We start from the raw sequence: 18508 nt of genomic DNA, 5'->3' as shown, positions 1-18508 counted from the left end.
TGGGCAACCAGGACCCGGCCTCTTACCCTACTCCTTTCGTCAAAATGACACTGGGAGGCCTAAAACGAGACGAGTCCTGAGGGTTTGAGCACGCTAGGAACCAAAAGTTGGGGTCCCGACATAATTTCCCCGATAGATTCCGCTAAGGGAAAGCGAACGGTAAAAAAGTCCTGAAGGATTCCGCTAAGCTTGTCAGGGGCATGAGGGTATAGTAAGAAAGATACATTCTTGTTGATAGATTTGGAGTGCGTCCCCATGCCCCATAAAAAAGTTCCGGCCTATCTGACCGATGAGCAGCGTCAGATCATGATGGAGATCCCAACAGACCTTGATGATCGAGATCTCGCTCGTTATTACACCCTCACCCCAGAAGAGTTAGAGCTAGTCAATCACCGTAGGCGGCCAGCCAATCGCTTTGGTTTCGCTGTTCAATTGGCCCTTCTGCATTTTCCAGGTCGTCCTTTAGCTGAATATAGCAATCAGAAGCAGGTGCCGCGACCGATCTTGACCAGTATTGCTGGACAGATTCATCTGCCCATTAGCGCCTTTGCTGAGTATGGAAATCGCCCTGGAACACTCTATGAACACATCGATGAGATTTGCAAGGAGTGTGGCTATCGCAGGTGTGGATGGCGAGAATATAGGGCCTGCGCCCGGTTTCTTCTCCCTCACGCGTTAGAGAGTGATCGAGCGGTTCCCCTCATTGAACAAGCCTTTGAGTTTTTCCGCAAAGAGCGTATCCTGCCACCCACATTGGTCCAAACGGAAAAGTTGATCTGGGTCGTCCTGCGCTTGGCGGAAGATCACCTCTACAATGTCCTCACCTCACGGCTTACGCAAGAGCACAAAACCAGGCTAGATGCCCTTCTCCAAAACGAAACCAGGCTTGGGGGACATACCCGATTAGCCTGGTTGAGAGCAACTACAGGAGATCCTTCCCCAAAGAGTATCAACAAAATCGTTGAGCGTCTTCTCTTCATTCGCGAACTGGATCTGCCCTCAGTACCCACCACGCTGCATCAGAATCGTGTGCTGCATCTGGCACGCAAATGCAGCAAGCTTTCCGCACAGCCTTTGCTTAAAATAACATCGAGGAAGCGGCGATATAGCTTGTTACTGACCTACTTACATGAGTTATCACAAGATCTCACAGACTTAGCGCTGGACCAGTTTGACAAACTACTCGCCGATCTGTTACGCAAGGGTGAGAGAAAACAGGACAAGCATATACGAGTGAATGCTTGCAAAATCAACGCACACCTCACGGTCCTTACGCGTGCGGCAGAAGCATTCTTGCAAAGCTGTGAAGAGGGCAATGACATCAAAGAGGCTGTGCTGGCGCGGGTGCCAGCCAGCGTCCTTCAACAAACCGTCACCTCCGCCAAAGCGCTGCTACGACCAGAAGACTTTGACTCCCTGGATCTGATCGAGACTCGCTATGTGCCGATACGTAAAAGCTTATTCACGCTCTATCAAGCGCTTGATTTCCAGCCAGGACCCTCTGGGACACCTGCGATCCAGGCTCTGGATCACGCTGCTCGTTTGCAGAAATCTCGGAAACGGGTGACAGGAGTAGAGCAGCGGGTGGGAAAGCAGACAGTGGCGACCCCGCTCTCGCATCTCACAGACAAGTGGAGGAAGCATGTCATTCTTGGAGACGAGATTGCGCCCAATCAGTATGAAGCAGCGGCCTTTGAAGCGCTCAATGCTCGACTTCACTCTGGAGATGTAGCGGTTGGCGGGTCGCGGCGGCACCAGCCTTTTGAAGATTACCTCTTGCCGAAACAGGAATTTGCGCAGCTCATCGAGAAAAAGGAGACGAGATTGGCGGTAAAAGGAACTGCCGAGCACTACTTGGAGCAAAAACAGCAGGAAATTGTCGAGAAGCTCTCACTCCTGCGCAAGTCGATTGGTGTGGTGCCTGGGAGTCTTCGCCTGGATGAGCATGGCAAGCTTCAACTCCCATCTTTAGAAAAAGCAGTCCCAGAGCAGGCAGAGTATCACAGCCGCCGTTTGTCAACGTTCCTGCCACGTATCCCTCTTGCGGATCTGTTACTTGAAGTAGATAACTGGACTGGCTTTTTGCGTCACCTGACCCATCTGAGTACAGGAATGGCGACCACAGGCTCTCAGCGGCTGATTTTGGTCGCCGGGCTGATGGGGATGGGAATGAATTATGGCCTCTCCAAAATGGCAGATTCCTGTCCCTACAGCTATCATCAACTCTCTTGGTCGGTTGACTGGCATATCCGCGAGGAGACTCTGCTGACTGCCCTGGCAACCCTGGATAATTTTGTGCTGAATCTCCCATTTGCCCGGATGTGGGGCGACGGAACCAGCTCATCTTCTGATGGGATGCGCATTGAAACGGTGGTCAAGACCCCCAATGCCGTCCGAAATGCTCGCCATTTCGGCTTTGGAAAAGGCGTCACCTTCTACTCTCATACCGCCGATATCTGGATGCCTTTTGGAAAACAGCAGGTCATTAGTACGAACGAGAGCGAAGCCTTACATGTGATCGATGCCCTCTGTCATCATGAAAGTGATCTGCACATCCGCGAACATTATACTGATACTGGAGGCAGTACCGACCACGTCTTCGCTTTAACGGCCTTAATGGGTTTCAAGTTTGCCCCCCGTATCAGCTCCTCACTCGATAGAAATCTCTACATCTATCAACCGGTTTCTGATCAAGGTCCCCTCAACGAACTGATTGCCTCTCCGGTACGGGCCAAATATATCATCGAGCATTGGGAAGAGATGCAACGTGTCACCTCATCGATTCGTCATGGGTCCGTTTCGGCGTCACTACTCATGCGCCGATTACGTGCCTACAGCCGACAAAATCGACTAGCAAGTGCGCTGACTGAGCTAGGAAAACTGGAGCGAACTTCTTTCCTCCTCGACTATTTTCAGGACGAAGCACTTCGTCGCCGTATCCTTATCGGCCTGAACAAAGGGGAAGCACTTCATGCATTGGCCCGACAACTCTTCTCAGGCAAACATGGGGAACTGTGGGATCGAGCATTCGAGGACCAGATGCACCGCGCAAGCTGCCTCCATCTGATTATGGCGGCTATTGCCACCTGGAATGCGGTCTACCTTTCCCAGGCTGTTGAGGAGCTGAAAAAGCGGGGGGAAACGGTTCCTGAAGAGTATCTTCCTCATATAACCCCGCTGGGATGGGAACATATCAATCTCATCGGCCAATACAGTTTTAGCCATCAATCGGCTCGTTCTCTCAACAATCTTCGACCATTGCGGCTTCCAGAACAGGAAAATCAAGAGACACAGGAGAAAGCTGAAGAAGATCGTAGCACCCTCTCTCATTCCTAAAGATGTATCTTTCTCGATCTCTTGCCATACTCAGCAGTTTATGTGAAATGAACTGCTGAGTATCAAAATCGTTGATTTCCTGGGACATACAGCTCAAGAAACCAACGCTTCTGAATCCGAGAAGTCGCGACTTCTCACCCGCTCTCGATCCGGGAGGCTCACCCGACCAACCACGCGCCATGTGGTCGCTCTCGACCGGCGTTAGCTCCGGACGCGGTAGCGGATGTGTGTGGCCTGCGGCGTATCGACCACCCTGACGATCTCTAACTCGACGCGCGACGGCAACACGTCGAAGAGCCGTCGGCCGCCGCCGAAGAGCACCGGGATCAGATGGATCTGCAACTCGTCCAGCACGGAGGCTTCGAGCGCCCGTTGGGCTGTGTAGGCGCCATGTACCAGTACGTTGCGCTCCCCGGCTTCGGCCTTGGCCTGTGCCATCGCGCTGACGATATCGGTCACATACGTCACTAACGGATAGTTGGCCACCGAGGGACCGGGCGGTCGATGGCTGACCACGAAGATGCGGACACCGTTCCGTTCTCCGCCCCAGTGATCGACCTGCTCCACGGTCCGCCGACCCGCCACGATCGCACCGTAAGAGCTCTCTTCGTCTACTACTTCTCCGGCCGGCCCTTCCGGATGAAAGTTCTCCCCGTACCACTCATGCAACCGCATGAAGCCGTCGCCACCCGGGTTGTCCGGTGTATCGTTGGGACCGGCGATGTAGCCGTCGAGGGACATCGACATGTAGAGCACTGATCTAGACATTTGACCTCCTCTGTTCTCGCTCTTGCGCTGGTGGAACTTCTCACCAGACATCTCTGGCAAAGGATAGCACAGCGACGAGGGCTGGCACAATCACCCTTTTTGGGTGATTGTGCCAGGTGATGCGCAAAAGACTCGCCGGTGCCGTTAGGGAATGCTCATCTGGCTCCATCACCAGTTTCATCGTCGCAACAAACGACCGTTATCTAAAGGTAATAAGAGAAGCATCTTCATAGTCTTTAATGAGAGGAAATACGCTCTGTTTCACTGGCTATTGACGATATAACGCAGGTCCTGTAAGATAGTCTTCAACGTCCATGACATGGGACAATAACGAGGTTGATGATGAAAGTGGAAAGAGGAATCCCATGCCTGTCCAAGAAATTCTAACTGTTGACCACGAGATCCGATATGTCCTTGTTGATGAGAGCGGAGATCTGATCATTCCTGTCGTGCGCTATCTCAAATATCTTCATGCCATTGGCCGCGCACGGAATACACTCCGTGCGTATGCTCATAGTCTCTCCTTGTACTTTACGTATCTCGCACAAGAACACCTTGATCATGCTTGCGTGACGCTCGATGATTTGGCGGGTTTTGTTCTCTGGCTCAAAAATCCCTACCGTTCCTTGAAAGTGCTTCCTGTTCAGCCAGTAAGGCAAGCCCGGACGAATACCACCATTAATCAGTGTATTACAGCAGTTGCAGGCTTCTACGACTATCTGTGGCGGTGTGATGAACTCACGACTGATCTCACCGAGCAAACGCGCGGCTACCTGCCCGCCAGAACTCGCTCGTACAAACGTTTCTTGCACCATATCACTAACAGCCAATTGGTCGAGAAGAACCTCCTCAAGTAACAGGTGCCAAGACAATACAAGCCGAAGACACTGACCACGCTGCAAATTGAAACACTCATCAATGCCTGTGAGAATCTGCGTGACAAACTGCTCTTACGGCTTCTGTATGAGAGTTCTCTTCGCATAGGAGAGTGCCTTGCTCTTTGGGTTGAGGATCTTGATATTGAGCGCTGTCAGATCTCAGTTCGTGACCGGGGCCAGCTCATCAATAGAGCAGAAATCAAAACACCTGCGAGTTGCCGAAAAGTTGATGTCTCACGCGAATTGATCAATTCCATCTTGGATTACCTCGTGGTTGTTCATACCGAGGAGGTGGAAACCAATCACGTGTTCATTAAGTTGCACGGTAGACGCTCTGGTCAGCCCCTGGAGTACGCCGATGTCAACGATCTGTTTCAGAGGTTGAAAAAGAAAACGGGAATTGATGCTCATGCTCATCTGCTTCGTCACAGCTCTTTAACCAGCTTGGCTAAACATGGATGGCGACCAGAGTTGCTCCGAGAACGAGCCGGACATACCCAGATCTCCTCGACCTACCAACTCTATGTACACCCAGACGACGAGGAGTTACGAGAGGCGTGGGAACAAACGCAGGAACGGCTTCGTTTGAGCCAACCAGGACAGGAGGAAAGGTAATGCCAGCATCGCATTCCCACGTTTCTCCGTTTCCTTTTCCTGATCCGGTTGAAGCAGAGTTTGCCAAAGACATTTGGGATGCCCGCTGCATTCCGGGAACCCGCTATTCCCCTTGCAGAAGCGTTTTCTTCCTAAATTTCACGTACATTGCTCCAGCATTTCGCCCTGTCGTGAAGAGGCATATCCAGCTGACGCTCATGAAATACTCAGTCGATCATTGTAGAAACAAGATCCGTCATCTTGAGACCTTTCTCGATTTCTTCATATCGCGGCACCCAGACGCTACCCATTTTCAGCAGTTAGATCGTGCAGACACAGAAGCATATCTGGTCTATTTGAGAACCGATCATGGGAAACACTGGAGTGAGCAAGAGATGATTTATGCGCTTTCGACACTCAAGCAATTTTTGGAATACCTCCAACAACGATCAGCGTTTGAAGCACCTCACCAGCCGATTGGGAAACTCATTTGGCCCGATGATGTGGGCAGGAAAGCCAATTACTACAATGGCGAGACGGTAAAATATATCCCAGAAAGCGTCTTGCAACAAATTGATCAGCAGATCCATCTGTTTCCAGCAGAGCATTTGCCTGTCTTTATTCTGTTACGGGCGTCGGGCTGGCGCATCTCAGATGTGCTTAATTTACGATGTGATACCTGTCTGGAACATTCTCCGAGTGGATGGTGGCTTTGCGGCGACATTCGCAAAACCAATGTACTCAACCACAGAGTACCGATCTCTAACGAGATCGCAGCGCTGGTGACGACCCAGCAAAAATATGTGGAGGAGCATATTCCTCCTGAGAGAAACCCTCGCAAGTATCTTTTCCCAGCGCAAAAAGAAGACCGAACTGGGCTGGCTCAAAGTGCCGATGATTTTAGGTATGTGCTCACTTCCTTCAGCAAGAAAGCTGAACTGACTGATGATGCGGGAAAGCCCTTTCGCCTCAAGGCGCATGCCTTTCGTCATACCAAAGCCGTCGAATTGATCAACAATGGGATGAGCCTATTCTATGTGCAGAAATGGATGGCTCACCTTTCACCGCACATGACGATGGTGTATGCTAAACTCCTTGATCCTACCATGCGACGAGCCTGGGAAGAGGCATTTGCGAAAGGAGCGGTGCGCATTGACCCTGCGGGAGTCCCAAAGTCAGTCGATCCTGAGCAATTGGTGAAGGAGCAAGAGATCGAATGGGAGCACATCCGGCACAACCTCGATGCTGTTCGTCTTCCCAATGGATATTGTTTCAAACCAAAGAAGGCGAATTGCCCAACACAGGAAACTCCTTGTTACACCTGCCACCATTTTTGCACAACGCCCGATTTTCTCCCCAATTTGAGCGGGAAGAACGCGAGATGCGTGAGCTGATTGAACTGGGGAAGAAAGCCGGGAGTGAGATTTGGGTTGAGCGGAACACTCAGAAAATGGGCAGACTGCTTCCGGTGATCCAGGTCCTGCGAAATGGGAATCTGCACCATCCGGCTGGCAAGGCCCTCCGTGAATACACGCCAGAAGAAAGGGCAAAGCGAGCATGAGAAACAAAACGTCGGTTCAGCCAAACACGCGTGGTCTCCTTGCATATGCGCAGCGTAAAACAATGGAAACTCAGCAGCGTGTCCACCAGGCCATTGACCAACTGCTGCGGGAACAAGCAGTCGTGAATTTCAACACGGTTGCGAAGATAGCACAGGTGACGAAGAGCTATTTGTATGCGCATGCCGACGTGCGAGAGCGTATCGAAGCGCTACGAACACAGCAAGGCCAGGAGCGTGTGGAACAACGATGGGCAGAACGAAGGCTTCATCAGGCTCGCACAGACAAAACGAAAGAAGTGTTGCTCGCCGCCAAGGATCGGCGAATCAAGGCCCTGGAAGAAGAAAATCGCAAGCTCAAGGAAGAGTTAAAAGTCGCTCGTGGAAAATTGTATGAACGGGTGTAAAAGGAGGGTTGGATCTCTTCTCAAGCACCTCGGCGCGTTCAAGGTACGGTTTATTGAGACGGAGGAAAAAAGGTGAGAACCAGAGAATTCTTATTACAGGAACTACACGATCTCTCTCAAGGGATACAGGGTCCATTCCCTTATGATGATCTGCGAAAAATGCGAGAAACCAAGAGGCTCACTTCTCACTTCAAGATGTTGGGAGACGATGATCAGTTATCAGCGGATCTCAATACCTATTTTATGGCTATCCACGGACTTGCTTCTCGTCTTTTAACAGGGAATGCAGAAGATGCACCAACGACAGCCATTCACTGGTTAGCACGTGGAGATTTTTTTGCCATTTTCCCAATGTATTGTTTCCTTGAAGATGAATGGGAGCAATTTCCACAATTCGCTCACATGTATGGGAGCACAAAAAAGATGCAGGAGATCGTGCTCTCCTTGCTCCTCACTGAGGATGAGTTGTGAGTAAATTGATATTGTTTGATGTTATTTGTGATCATTCAGGACATATCTTTTATGTGGCACGTGCTTATTTTGAGACTAAACTTTAGATAACGAACGTTTTACAGACACTTCCCACACCGCCAGAAACGCACCCCGAAACCACCTAAATGTGCTACAATAGTGTCTGTATTTCCGTCTGCAAAACAATGTCTAAGAATAGTTAGGCAGAGATGAGTTACTGTACTATAAAGTCATCAGTAGGCAGGAAGGAGCCAACCAGGATGAAGTTAGGCTATATTCGCGTCAGTCGTGACAAGCAAACGACTGCTCTGCAAGAAGATGCCATGAAGTGCGAGCAGTGCGATAGAACCTTTACGGATAAGATGAGTGGCAAGCGGTTCGACCGCCCGGAATTTTTGCGTATGCTCGATATTGCGCGCCCTGGAGACGTGATTGTGGTATGGAGACTTGATAGACTGGGACGCTCGCTTAAAGAGCTAATCGAGACCGTGAACACACTCTCAGGGCGCGGCGTTGAGTTAAAGAGTTTGAAGGAGAACATTGATACCTCGACCCCCACGGGGAAGCTCATGTTTCACATCATCGGAGCGCTGGCTGAGTTTGAGCGCGACATTATTAGCGAGCGCACCCAGGCGGGACTTGAGGCCGCCAGGGCCAGAGGCCGGAAGGGGGGCAGGCCAAAGGCGAAGATACGCCCCGACCAGCTAGAGCGCGCACGTCAGCTCTACGCAGCCAGGAAGAACACCGTCCCTGAGATTATGGCCCTGACTGGTTTTAAGAGCCGGGCCACCTTTTACAAATATGTGGTGGATGCTGAGAAACAGAATCCGCAAGCGTGACAGGAGATCGGCAGTCACACCTGGTAAATTAAGCGAAGGGCTAACTGATTTTGCGGCTCTTGCCCACTTTCAGTGGAAAACCTCAACAAATCTTAGGAAGGGAAGGGAAAAGACGCAATGTAGCCGATTCATCCACTATCGCTGCTTGTGATCGCATTTGCTTTCCCAATGTGCAAGTTCCATTTCCACTTCCACTTGAAGATTTGCTCGTTTCCTTGCAATTGTGCGATACTGCAGGAGAGAAACAGGGCGAGCGGAGAACATGCACCTTCTCAGCCTCAAGGAGGATCTGTATGCCACCTTTCCAAAGTAAAATTTTTCCACTGGAGCGCTATGGACACAATTTGACGGTGTTGGCACGGCAAGGAAGCTTTGCTCCTCTTCAAGGCCAGGATGCCACAGTGAGCAAGCTCTTTCAGATTCTTTTGCGCGAGGACAAAAAGCGCCATCCTCTTCTCTTAGATGATGGTGAGGCCAGACGTTGGAAGGTAGTGGCAGAAGCGATTCGTCGGATGGCCGTAGGAGATGCTCCCGATCCATTACCCCAACGGCAGGTGATTGCTCTGGATTATGAAGCGTTGCTGGCTGATCTTCCCAATAAGAAGGAGCCCTTTGAACAACGGCTTCGTTCGATCTTCAACGCCATGCATGAGTCAGCAGGCTCCTTCGTCTTATTTCTTGATCATTTTCACCGCTTTCTTGGAGGGGAAGAGAGCGAAATTGATGCAGCAACGGTGCTTGTCCCTTTCTTGTTCCGGCGTGAGTTCCAACGGACGATCCAACTGATTGGTGCTTGTACGTTGGAACAATACTGGCGAGATATTGAGTGTGATGCGGCCTTTCAGCGATGCACTTTTCCTTTTTTTACGCCAGAAGCCGAGCAAGAATATCAACCTATCCGGGCTCAACGGGATGCCGCCATTCAGGAGAAGATACGAAGAAGACATTTTTCTCAAGAGGGTGCCAAGCCTGATCACGTTCGGTAGAGCTCGCTTGCTCCCATCAACTGGGCCTGTAAGAGGGCAGGATTGGCTCGCCCATAGCCTTGTCGTTTGAAGACCTTCAAGCGATTTACCTGGCCTTCAACTTGGCCTTGGCTACTGACAAACAGCAGAGCATTTTCGACCGCTTCCCAATCCTGACACAGCCCCTGGACAAAACGTGCAAGTTCGGGAACCTGACTCGCCTCCGCTTCGTATGCCCATGGATGCAAAGCAGTCTCATCACGCTCAGTGAGGATCTGGCGAAACCGGCGCACATATTCATACGCACAGGCAATCGTCTTGCTCTGCTCCAGCACACTCTGCACAAAGCGTTGTTCTTCAACAGTTGGCTTCTCCTTGAACAAGAGCCAAAGCATCTGTTTTGGAGAATATGACGGATACAATTGTACGACCTTCGCACGAGCCAAGCTGGCTGTTGGCCCATGCGTGCGCCAAGGCTGAATGGCGACATAGACTCCCGTCAGTCCTGCAGAGTATCCTTGCGCTCGGATTTCCTTGAACAAGATGCGTCCGTTGTGCTCTCCCTGTTCCCAACGTTGCCGCAAATACTCCAGATATGGCTGGATCGCGAGAGAGCGTGGAGGGTGAGGAGCACGTTCGGGAAACTGCCCCGCTTTGAGATAGATAGCCACTGTCTGAGGATGAATCCCAACTTCTTGCGCAATTGCACGCTGGGACCAGCCTTGTGAACTGAGCTGGACGACCTGCTCATAGCGCGCGTACCGACGAGCGCGCCGCATGGCCCGTTGCTGCTCAGAGACCGAAAGCGAGGGCTCAGGTGTAGGTTCTACCTTTTGATATTCAGCACGCAAGGCGGCCGTTACCCGGCAGAGGGTGGCCTGCTCTCTCGTCAGGACCGTTTCTAGGCAGGTCATCGCATTCATATGCAAATGAAAGCGATCAGCAATATGAAGCGCGTGGGGTGCTCCCCGTCGAATCGCCTCAGCAAAATTTGGGCTGCGGTCGCGCGTCACAATCTGGACGCTGGGATGCTGGCGAAACCACGCAGCTACTGTGTCTCCTTCACAGTCGGCTAAGAGCGCCAGCAGCCGGTGTGTTTCAAGATCCACCAGAATGGTGCCATATCGGCGCCGTTTCGTCCAGGCAAAGTCGTCGACGCCAACCACCTTCGGGCCACTGGATGAGGACGCGGCCTGGCGAAGGAGACAGCGAAGCAGCGTGGAACGACTCGCGGGAAACTGGATCTGCCTCGCTAAACAGGCGCCAGCCTTACCACCAGCAATTGCTGCTAAGCTATACAAGAGATGTGTTGCCGCTTGCGTGCGGCGCTGATAGCGGTTGGCAAGGGCGGAGAGATCTTCTCGAAACGTCTTGCGAGGGCAAGTTGGGTTGGTGCAACGAAAGCGCCGCGCTTGAACCAGGAAAACCACTGCCCGGCCTGAACACGGAAGACTGTGAATGCGACGAGTAAACCAGCCGTGCCCCGCTCGCGAGTGGGTTTGACAGGTGGGACATACATCAGTCTCACGGGTCGAAATTAGCGTGATGAGAACCAGCAGGCCTTCCTGGTGGATAGAGTCCATCTGAAGATGGGGAAAGTGCGGGAGAAGATCCGTCCAGACCATATGAAGCACTCCTGTGCTGGATGAAGAGACCATCGATGGAATTAATGTAGCATCCCTCGTTGGTAGAAGCAAGCAAGCTCTAACTAAAGTGAGCATGACCCATCAAAAAGTGCTCAACATTCGCGCAAATTACCATCAGTAACCTGGAGCACTCGCTGGACTTCTATTGCAATAAGCTGGGTCTGCGTGAGGCCTTCCGTCTGGATCGCGAGGGGACGCCCTCGCCCTGGATTGTCTATCTCCAGATCGCCCCAGGACACTTCATTGAACTCTTCCCAGGCACAACTGGCGAGAACAAGTCCTCCTAGGTCGGCGACAACCATTTCTGCCTTCTTGTCGAGGACATGGCAACGACACTCAAAGAACTGGAGACGCGTGGCCTCCCCATCAGCGGCGAGCCTACCCGTGGCCTGGACAACAACTGGCAGTACTGGCTGACCGATCCCGATGGCACCGCATCGAGATCATGCAGATCGCCCCGGACTCGCCCCACGCTGCAGCCAACAATAGCTGGTCAACGCCCGCTCACTAAGCAATATAAGCTAAACAACGCGCCTGCCCTCGTTATGAGGATAGGCGCGCCATTTATAAGCACTTCCGAATCTGTGTCGCTAATATCTACTGGATTTCCTTCACCTTTATTGAAGCAGGCATGAACTTCAAGCGGCCAATCCTCTCCAGGGGGCGTTTTTTGCCAAAGAAACCCGCTTTGACGGGTGGTCGATAGTATTGATTAAAGCGGACAATGGTATCCTGACCGCTCTCATAACCTTCCAGGAGTAGCAAGCGATGCCTTTCACCGGTAGGAAGTGTCACACGGCCATTATAGATCAGCACACCACGCTCAATCGTCCCAGATTGAATGACCTTCTGGACTGTTGCGCGGGCTTCCTCGATTGTTTTCGTGTCAAGAACAATTATGCTGATGGGATTATTAAACATCGGGGTCATATCCTCGTCACCCTCAATCGAGGCCAAACCCATCTCTACAGAGGCGCGAATAAGGGTTGTGTTGCAAGAAATGAGAAGAAACAAGATGAGCGTGGAATGCCTCTCCTTGTTCAGCTTAGACAACAACTCCAAAGAGTCTGGTGACTAGTGCGGCCTGCCTTTGTACATCGCCTTTGTTCACTCCTTGTACCTGCCCCTTCCTCAGCATATTCATCACCTCGAAGCCTTGTACGGTTCGCCAGGCTGTTTCGAAGGAGAAAAAGCCCATTCCTGGCTTGGTCAAGCGTTTGATGAACCGGTGGTCTTGCTCGATCAGATTGTTGAGGTATTTCACTTGCCGCAGTTCCACGTGTTCAGGCAGCACTCCGGCTGCTTTAAGCCCAGCAATCGCTTTGGGATAGGCTGCGTTCTTATCGACATTGATCACTCTTGGGATCATTCTGCGGACCTCAAAACGAGCAGAAGCGGTGGGTTGAACCGCATCCTCTGCCGAGGGATCTTTCATGAGCTCCAGGGGCAAACGGTCTTGAGGGGGAGAACACGTTGTGCGTTGCAAGGCTTTGAGGAAGAAGCCTTTGGCAGCCTCGGCATCCCGCGTTGGGCTCAGGAGAAACTCGAGCGTATTTCCTTCAGAATCCACTGCGCGATAGAGGTACATCCAGACTTTCTTGACTTTGATGTACGTCTCATCGACTTTCCACGAATCATTCCAGGCTTTCAGGTGAAGCCGACAGCGTTTTTCCAATTCTGGAGCAGAGTGCTGAACCCAGCGATAGATGGTCGTATGGTCGATGGATAGGCCCCGCTCCCGCATCATCTCCTCGAGATCTCGGTAGCTTAAAGCATACCGAAGATACCAACGAACACAGAGCAAAATGAGCTCCGCTTCGCGCATGACGCCATTTGAACAGTTTGGCATTTTCCATGACAGGGCCTCTCTTCAGAAAATAAGCCCAAGCTTATCGCATTGGCGTCATCTTTGCAACACAACCGATGATCGAGCAAGAAGAGCAGGGACTCATGGATGGTCGAGTCGGAGATCAGATGGTAGTCATCAACGCATCAGAAAAAGGGATGGATTTATGGCTCAACAAGTTTTCGGCGAATAAATAACCCTTCCTTTATGGAATGTAATGACCAAAAACGTTGTATAATCATTACTGTACATAAAAAACACAATTCTGTCAATGAGGTGCTCCACACCCACTCTCAGGCGAGCGCCGTAGGCACGAGAAGTCACGTACATCACTGCTTAGCTGACCTACAGATCTTTTGAAGAATGAAAGGAAATTATGTTGATGGAGACTTCCACATCTGGCATTCCGCAACGAATACAACAAATGGCAACTGACTACAATCTAGGGGCATTTGTGGCGGAATATCCTTCACGGATTGCTTGGTTAGTTACCAGGGCAATCCTCGTAACGATCATACTATTGCCCCTGGTCGCTTTGATAGGTTTTATGCTTCTCTCAGAGATTACTATGAGTATGCGGTATGATGGTTATCGAGATCCTTTTTCTCTTTTTATGTTTATTCTCATTTTCGGTATCTTTGCTCTCTTTTTTATGTTCCTGCTCTTTCTTGTGTGGAAGGATATGCTCATTGGCGTAGGCCGACGCATTTATCTGCATAAGGGAGGATTTGTACTCTCACATTATGGACAGTTCAGATGCTATCCCTGGGAAGAGGTTCAGGAGCTACGAGAATACCGTTTGCCTGCAAACTTTTATAGATATTACGGTCTTCTTGGGCGTCTTCTTGGGGGAATCCTCACTAGGCCTGATTACCGGTGTCTCCTCGATTGCACAGATGGAACAGCAATTCGCCTCTCATCTCGTATTACAGAGAACGTGGATGAGTTCGGCGCATTCTGCTCTGAAGGCATTACCAACACCCAGCTTCCACGCATCTTGCATAGATTTGGAGCAGGAAAGGAATTGTTTCTGACGGATTCCACGCGCATAGACAAAAGAGGTATCACTGGAAGCGCAGCTGAAGGCAAGAGATTCCTATCATGGCAGGAGATAGACCACGCTGAAGAAACTGAGCGGTTTATACGCATCTATACAAGGGAAGAAGTTTCTTTTCCGACCCTAAGCATCTCTACTAAGGATCAACCAAATATAGAACTCATTCTGGCTGTTATCGACCAAATGTGCGAGGTCTCTTAAATCGAAGAGCATATTTGCATCAAAAGTTTTGTCATAGTGACTTGCCTGCTCTTACTCGGAGGGACTGGCGTTGCCCTCTTGCTCAAACACATTTTTACCTTAAAACGTCGTATATAGGTTGTTGATGCGTCTGCTATGTATGAAGCAGATATTCTACCTATGCCAACCAATTTGCGCGTGCCTCAAAGAATGGAACATCTCTCAAAAAGTGAAATGCTTCATTGTCAGGGATGGTTTTTTTATGTATAGTAATGGCTAATTAATGCTTTTGAGCATTACCTATAAAGGAAGGATTATTTATTCGCCGAAAGCTTGTTGAGTTATAAATCCATATCCTTTTTCTGACAAAGATGCTGGCTTGTCCAGAAGCTTGAACATGATTGGCTATTCTGAATCTATTGAGTGAGATATAGATGGTTGAAAGCAAAACAGATCGAGTAGGGCAACAATTTGGTGAATATAGCTTGACGCAATTCTTAGGTCGGGGCAGTTTTGGTGATGTCTATCTCGGAAAGCATATCAATGATGCAAGTGTCGCCGCAGTCAAAGTACTGCATATCCAATTGACCGATCGCAATGATGTCAAAAGTTTTATTAATGAAGCTCGTACCATACGGCTTGCCCATCCTAATATCATCCGGGTGCTTGATTTTGGCATAGGTGAGGATGATCTTCCTTTTATCGTTATGGATTATGCATCTAACGGCACACTTCGCCATCGTCATCCCCGTCATACTCGCGTACCGCTCACAACTGTTGTTGAATATGTCAAACAAATCGCTGATGCTTTGCACTATGCTCATGAGCACCGCTTAATCCATCGAGATGTGAAACCCAGAAATATACTGGTGAACTCCCACAAGTCGATCTTGCTCAGTGACTTTGGCATTGCTACTGTTGCACATAGTACGCATTCCGCCACGACCCAGGATAAAGCTGGAACCATTCCTTATATGGCGCCAGAACAGATCCAGGGAAAGCCAGTGCCCGCGAGCGATCAATATGCATTAGGTATTATGACCTACGAATGGTTGTGTGGAGAATGCCCTTTCCAGGGTGATGCAATAGAGATTGCGGTGCAACATTATACAGCTCCCATTCCTTCCTTGTGTGAGAAGGTTCCTGACCTTTCACCAGAGGTAGAGCAGGTGATCGCAAAGGCTCTGGCCAAAAGTCCGAAGGATCGCTTTGTCAATGTCATAGCGTTTGCCAACGCATTAGAGGAAGCATCTAGAGTCAAATCATCCATTGGGACAACACTTCTGGTGTATGCCAATCATAAGGATGAGGTTAGAACAGTGGCCTGGTCTCCCAATGGACTCTACATCGCCTCTGGTTCGGCTGACGGAATTGCACAGGTCTGGCGTCCTACGTGGAGCAACAGACAAACTGCCTTCATTGAAGCTACCACTATCTATGAGGGACATACAAACAGTATCAGTGCGCTTACCTGGTCCCCTGATAGCCAGTGGCTTGCTTCAGCTTCGCTTGATCAGACGGTACAAATATGGAACGCCACAACGGGGAATGTACTTTTCCCATACCTTAAACATCCGAGTTGGGTCAGAACCGTGGCCTGGCCTTTCGATGGCAGATATCTTGCCTCTGGGACTTTTGATGGAAGTGTTCAGCTATGGGATGCTGCCACTGGAGAATTGTTGTCCACTCATTGCAGCCATATTGATGAGATAAGGGGCTTAGCGTGGTCTCCAGATGGTCACTCCATCGCCTCAGGCTCAGCTGATAAGACCGCGCACATATGGGATATACGTGCACAAGAAACCATCCTTATATACACAGGGCACAGCAAAAGTGTGAACACAGTTAGCTGGTCGCCAGATGGGCAATTTGTCGCCTCTGGTTCTCTTGATGGGACTGTCCAGGTATGGCATGTTCACACTGGTGAGAATTTGATGACGTATTTCGGTCATTCGGCAGGAGTGAACACGCTTGCCTGGTCGCCCAATGGTCGATACATTGCCTCGGGAGCACGAGATGGTTTAGTGCACATGTGGGACGCTTTCACAGGAGAGCATCTACACACCTATACCTCTCATACGCACTGGTTGATGTCACTCTCCTGGTCTCCTGATGGTGATTATATTGCTTCAGCATCAGCGGACAAAACTGTGCATATCTGGCAAGTACGCTTATGAAGAGGAGAGGCGAAGCGTGTAGGGGGCTGATGCCCCTTTCCCCATCACCGCAGGCGGCACGGGGCCCTTTAGGTGAAGATAATCAGCGTACAAGAGCATAGCAAAGAAGGAAACCCATGGCAATTGAAGAGACCCTACGTAAGAGCATAGGTCCTGAACTCTATCTCAACAACGTTTTTCGTATTATCGAACTGCCAATCGATGCAGAAGCCCGTGAGATAGCCAGGAGACAGGCAATAATGAAGCAGGCGCTCGATATTTCGATGCCAATTCCTCCTGGTGCCGGACGTATTCTTCCCTTGAACAAGGGGCCGGAACCTGCTTCATTTGACGCAGTCATCAACCGTTTGAAAGATCCCATCCAACGTCTCATTGATGAGATATTCTGGTTCTGGCCTCATCAATGGGGACAGAGCCGCTCAGACGAGGCCCTGCTCACCTTGCAACGTGGGGAAATAAATATGGTCTTTTCCCATTGGCAGCAATTGCGAGAGAAACCCGAGGATGAGGGCATTGGACTTCATAACCTGGCGGTTCTTTGTCATGTATTGGCCCTGGATTGGGAAAACAGCGCTCACAAGAGAGAGTTAACGAACCAGGAGCAGCAAGAGCGAGACACACGCTGGCAGGAAGCCCTGGCCTACTGGAAGGCCTTGTCCGAGCATGAGGCATTTTGGCGACGGGTAAGTGCAAGAATCAAGATGGTTGATGATCCTCGTTTGACCCAGGAGGTAGGGCAGCAGTTGCGTGCCAGCTTGCCAAGGGCATTGCTCTCAATCAATGCCAGCTTAGCCGTGACTGCCGCTGAACAAGAGAGCGTCCATGATTGTCAACGACACGTAGGCCTCCTGTCCAGTTCACAATTTGCGCACCAGGTAGTGGATGCCGCCTTGTTTGGGGCTATACACCCCATTCAGGAGCGCCTCAAGACGCAATGTAAAACAGTAGATACGCAAACCTCAGCCCGGCCCTCCAAAGCCAACAGAACCGTCACAGCGTTTTTAGATCAAGCTTTGCCGATGCTTCGTGTGCTTGATCTGGTGTTGCCGGAAGGCAATATCGTCCGTGATGGAATGCATGATGAAATTGCTGATCTTGCTCTCACTGGCGTAATCCGATATGGGAACGCAACCGGTGACTGGCTCGCCTATCCTCCCCTTGTGGACCGTATCGAACCTATAGCGGTTGGTGACCTGACACTGGCACGCATTGAGGAGAATGATGAAGCAGTTGATCTCCTTTTAGATAATCTGATCTGCTGGTATTGTGATATTCGCCCAGCTGTGAAAGAAGCTGCCCATAATGTACGCATGTTTGGAAACGTAAGAATAGATTCTGTTGCCCTCAGAACAAAGCATATTACGTGGCAAAAACTGACTATCCCCGTGAGCCGTTGTCGAGAATGCCAACAATTGCACAATAAAGTCCGAATTTTTGATTTTCTTGGAGCCTTCCTGGGGCTCTCCCTGACACTCACGTCATTGTTTATCTTTGCATATATGACGCATTCATTGTGGAGCAGAGAATTCTGGCTGTTTGCTCTATTTACTTTGCTCATCCCTATTTGGATCGCACTAGTGCTGGGAATAGTACTGGGAAACAAACTTGCCACACAGTTGTTCTTGAAACCCAGGGAGGTGTTTGCGGAGAGAGATATCAGGTCCTTTCCCCCTGTCGAATACTGGCTCAAACGACGGTGGGCAATTGGCTCCAAACCGTTCTTTTCAAGGAAGGACCTCACATATTATTACACCCCTGAACGTAACCCCTACCAATAGTATGTATG

General features: G+C 50.4%; 16 protein-coding genes and 1 pseudogene. 13 read left to right on the top strand and 4 right to left on the bottom strand.

Going from position 1 to position 18508, the window contains the following annotated elements; translation table 11 throughout:
* The first annotated feature begins 255 nt into the window (after window positions 1-255).
* Entirely contained in the window at window positions 256-3336 is a 3081-nt protein-coding gene (locus JMJ16_RS11330) for a Tn3 family transposase (RefSeq protein WP_201381258.1), read from the top strand.
* 201 nt (window positions 3337-3537) lie between these two features.
* Here the strand turns inward: JMJ16_RS11330 and JMJ16_RS11325 are convergent, their stop codons facing one another.
* Entirely contained in the window at window positions 3538-4104 is a 567-nt protein-coding gene (locus JMJ16_RS11325; protein WP_201381256.1) for a dihydrofolate reductase family protein, read from the bottom strand.
* A gap of 365 nt (window positions 4105-4469) precedes the next feature.
* Between JMJ16_RS11325 and JMJ16_RS11320 the strand changes: the two genes are divergently transcribed.
* The 8 genes from JMJ16_RS11320 (at window position 4470) to JMJ16_RS11285 (ending at window position 9837) form a co-directional block, all read left to right on the top strand.
* Window positions 4470-4961, top strand: a complete 492-nt coding sequence (locus JMJ16_RS11320) for a site-specific integrase (RefSeq protein WP_201381254.1) — start codon at window positions 4470-4472, stop codon at window positions 4959-4961.
* Window positions 4962-4964: 3 nt separating this feature from the next.
* The gene (locus tag JMJ16_RS11315) at window positions 4965-5597 is read left to right on the top strand and encodes a tyrosine-type recombinase/integrase (RefSeq protein WP_201381252.1); all 633 of its coding nucleotides are present in this window, start codon (window positions 4965-4967) and stop codon (window positions 5595-5597) included.
* A 335-nt stretch (window positions 5598-5932) separates the two neighbouring features.
* Complete coding sequence (locus tag JMJ16_RS11310; RefSeq protein ID WP_201381246.1) at window positions 5933-6970, top strand: tyrosine-type recombinase/integrase; 1038 nt, start codon at window positions 5933-5935, stop codon at window positions 6968-6970.
* Window positions 6958-7137, top strand: coding sequence for a hypothetical protein (locus JMJ16_RS11305; RefSeq protein WP_201381239.1), 180 nt, complete (start codon window positions 6958-6960; stop codon window positions 7135-7137). Before JMJ16_RS11310 ends, JMJ16_RS11305 begins: the two co-directional genes overlap by 13 nt.
* Window positions 7134-7541: a DUF6262 family protein gene (locus JMJ16_RS11300; RefSeq protein ID WP_201381238.1), complete on the top strand. Its 408-nt coding sequence runs from the start codon at window positions 7134-7136 to the stop codon at window positions 7539-7541. The genes JMJ16_RS11305 and JMJ16_RS11300 overlap by 4 nt, the downstream gene beginning before the upstream one ends.
* A gap of 72 nt (window positions 7542-7613) precedes the next feature.
* A complete protein-coding gene (locus tag JMJ16_RS11295) occupies window positions 7614-8012 on the top strand; it encodes a YxiJ family protein (protein ID WP_201381236.1) in 399 nt (132 codons plus the stop codon).
* A gap of 260 nt (window positions 8013-8272) precedes the next feature.
* On the top strand, window positions 8273-8851 hold the full coding sequence (locus JMJ16_RS11290) for a recombinase family protein (RefSeq protein WP_201381234.1): 579 nt from the start codon (window positions 8273-8275) through the stop codon (window positions 8849-8851).
* Window positions 8852-9144: 293 nt separating this feature from the next.
* Window positions 9145-9837, top strand: coding sequence for a hypothetical protein (locus JMJ16_RS11285; RefSeq protein WP_201381232.1), 693 nt, complete (start codon window positions 9145-9147; stop codon window positions 9835-9837).
* Here the strand turns inward: JMJ16_RS11285 and JMJ16_RS11280 are convergent.
* Window positions 9825-11441 carry an ISL3 family transposase gene (locus tag JMJ16_RS11280; protein WP_201381230.1) on the bottom strand — a complete coding sequence of 539 codons (1617 nt, stop codon included), beginning with the start codon at window positions 11439-11441 and terminating at the stop codon, window positions 9825-9827. The two genes, JMJ16_RS11285 and JMJ16_RS11280, sit on opposite strands and share 13 nt — an antisense overlap.
* Window positions 11442-11542: 101 nt before the next feature.
* On the opposite strand from JMJ16_RS11280, the gene JMJ16_RS56930 reads away from it, so the two are divergent.
* Window positions 11543-11749 (top strand): VOC family protein, encoded by a 207-nt coding sequence (locus tag JMJ16_RS56930; protein ID WP_201382829.1) that lies wholly within the window; start codon window positions 11543-11545, stop codon window positions 11747-11749.
* 310 nt (window positions 11750-12059) lie between these two features.
* Here the strand turns inward: JMJ16_RS56930 and JMJ16_RS11270 are convergent, their stop codons facing one another.
* Both JMJ16_RS11270 and JMJ16_RS11265 read right to left on the bottom strand, forming a co-directional pair.
* Entirely contained in the window at window positions 12060-12419 is a 360-nt protein-coding gene (locus JMJ16_RS11270; protein WP_201381228.1) for a hypothetical protein, read from the bottom strand.
* Between the two features lie 88 nt (window positions 12420-12507).
* Window positions 12508-13318: pseudogene (locus tag JMJ16_RS11265) on the bottom strand (IS6 family transposase).
* A gap of 372 nt (window positions 13319-13690) precedes the next feature.
* Between JMJ16_RS11265 and JMJ16_RS11260 the strand changes: the two are divergent.
* The 3 genes from JMJ16_RS11260 (at window position 13691) to JMJ16_RS11250 (ending at window position 18500) form a co-directional block, all read left to right on the top strand.
* Entirely contained in the window at window positions 13691-14566 is an 876-nt protein-coding gene (locus JMJ16_RS11260; protein WP_201381227.1) for a DUF6585 family protein, read from the top strand.
* Between the two features lie 413 nt (window positions 14567-14979).
* Window positions 14980-16722 carry a WD40 repeat domain-containing serine/threonine protein kinase gene (locus JMJ16_RS11255; protein ID WP_201381225.1) on the top strand — a complete coding sequence of 581 codons (1743 nt, stop codon included), beginning with the start codon at window positions 14980-14982 and terminating at the stop codon, window positions 16720-16722.
* Window positions 16723-16838: 116 nt separating this feature from the next.
* Window positions 16839-18500: a hypothetical protein gene (locus tag JMJ16_RS11250; RefSeq protein ID WP_201381223.1), complete on the top strand. Its 1662-nt coding sequence runs from the start codon at window positions 16839-16841 to the stop codon at window positions 18498-18500.
* The last annotated feature ends 8 nt before the right edge of the window (window positions 18501-18508 follow it).

Source organism: Ktedonobacter sp. SOSP1-52 (assembly GCF_016587395.1).
The sequence above is the reverse complement of the archived record's forward strand: the minus strand, read 5'-3'. Positions and strand labels throughout refer to the sequence as shown.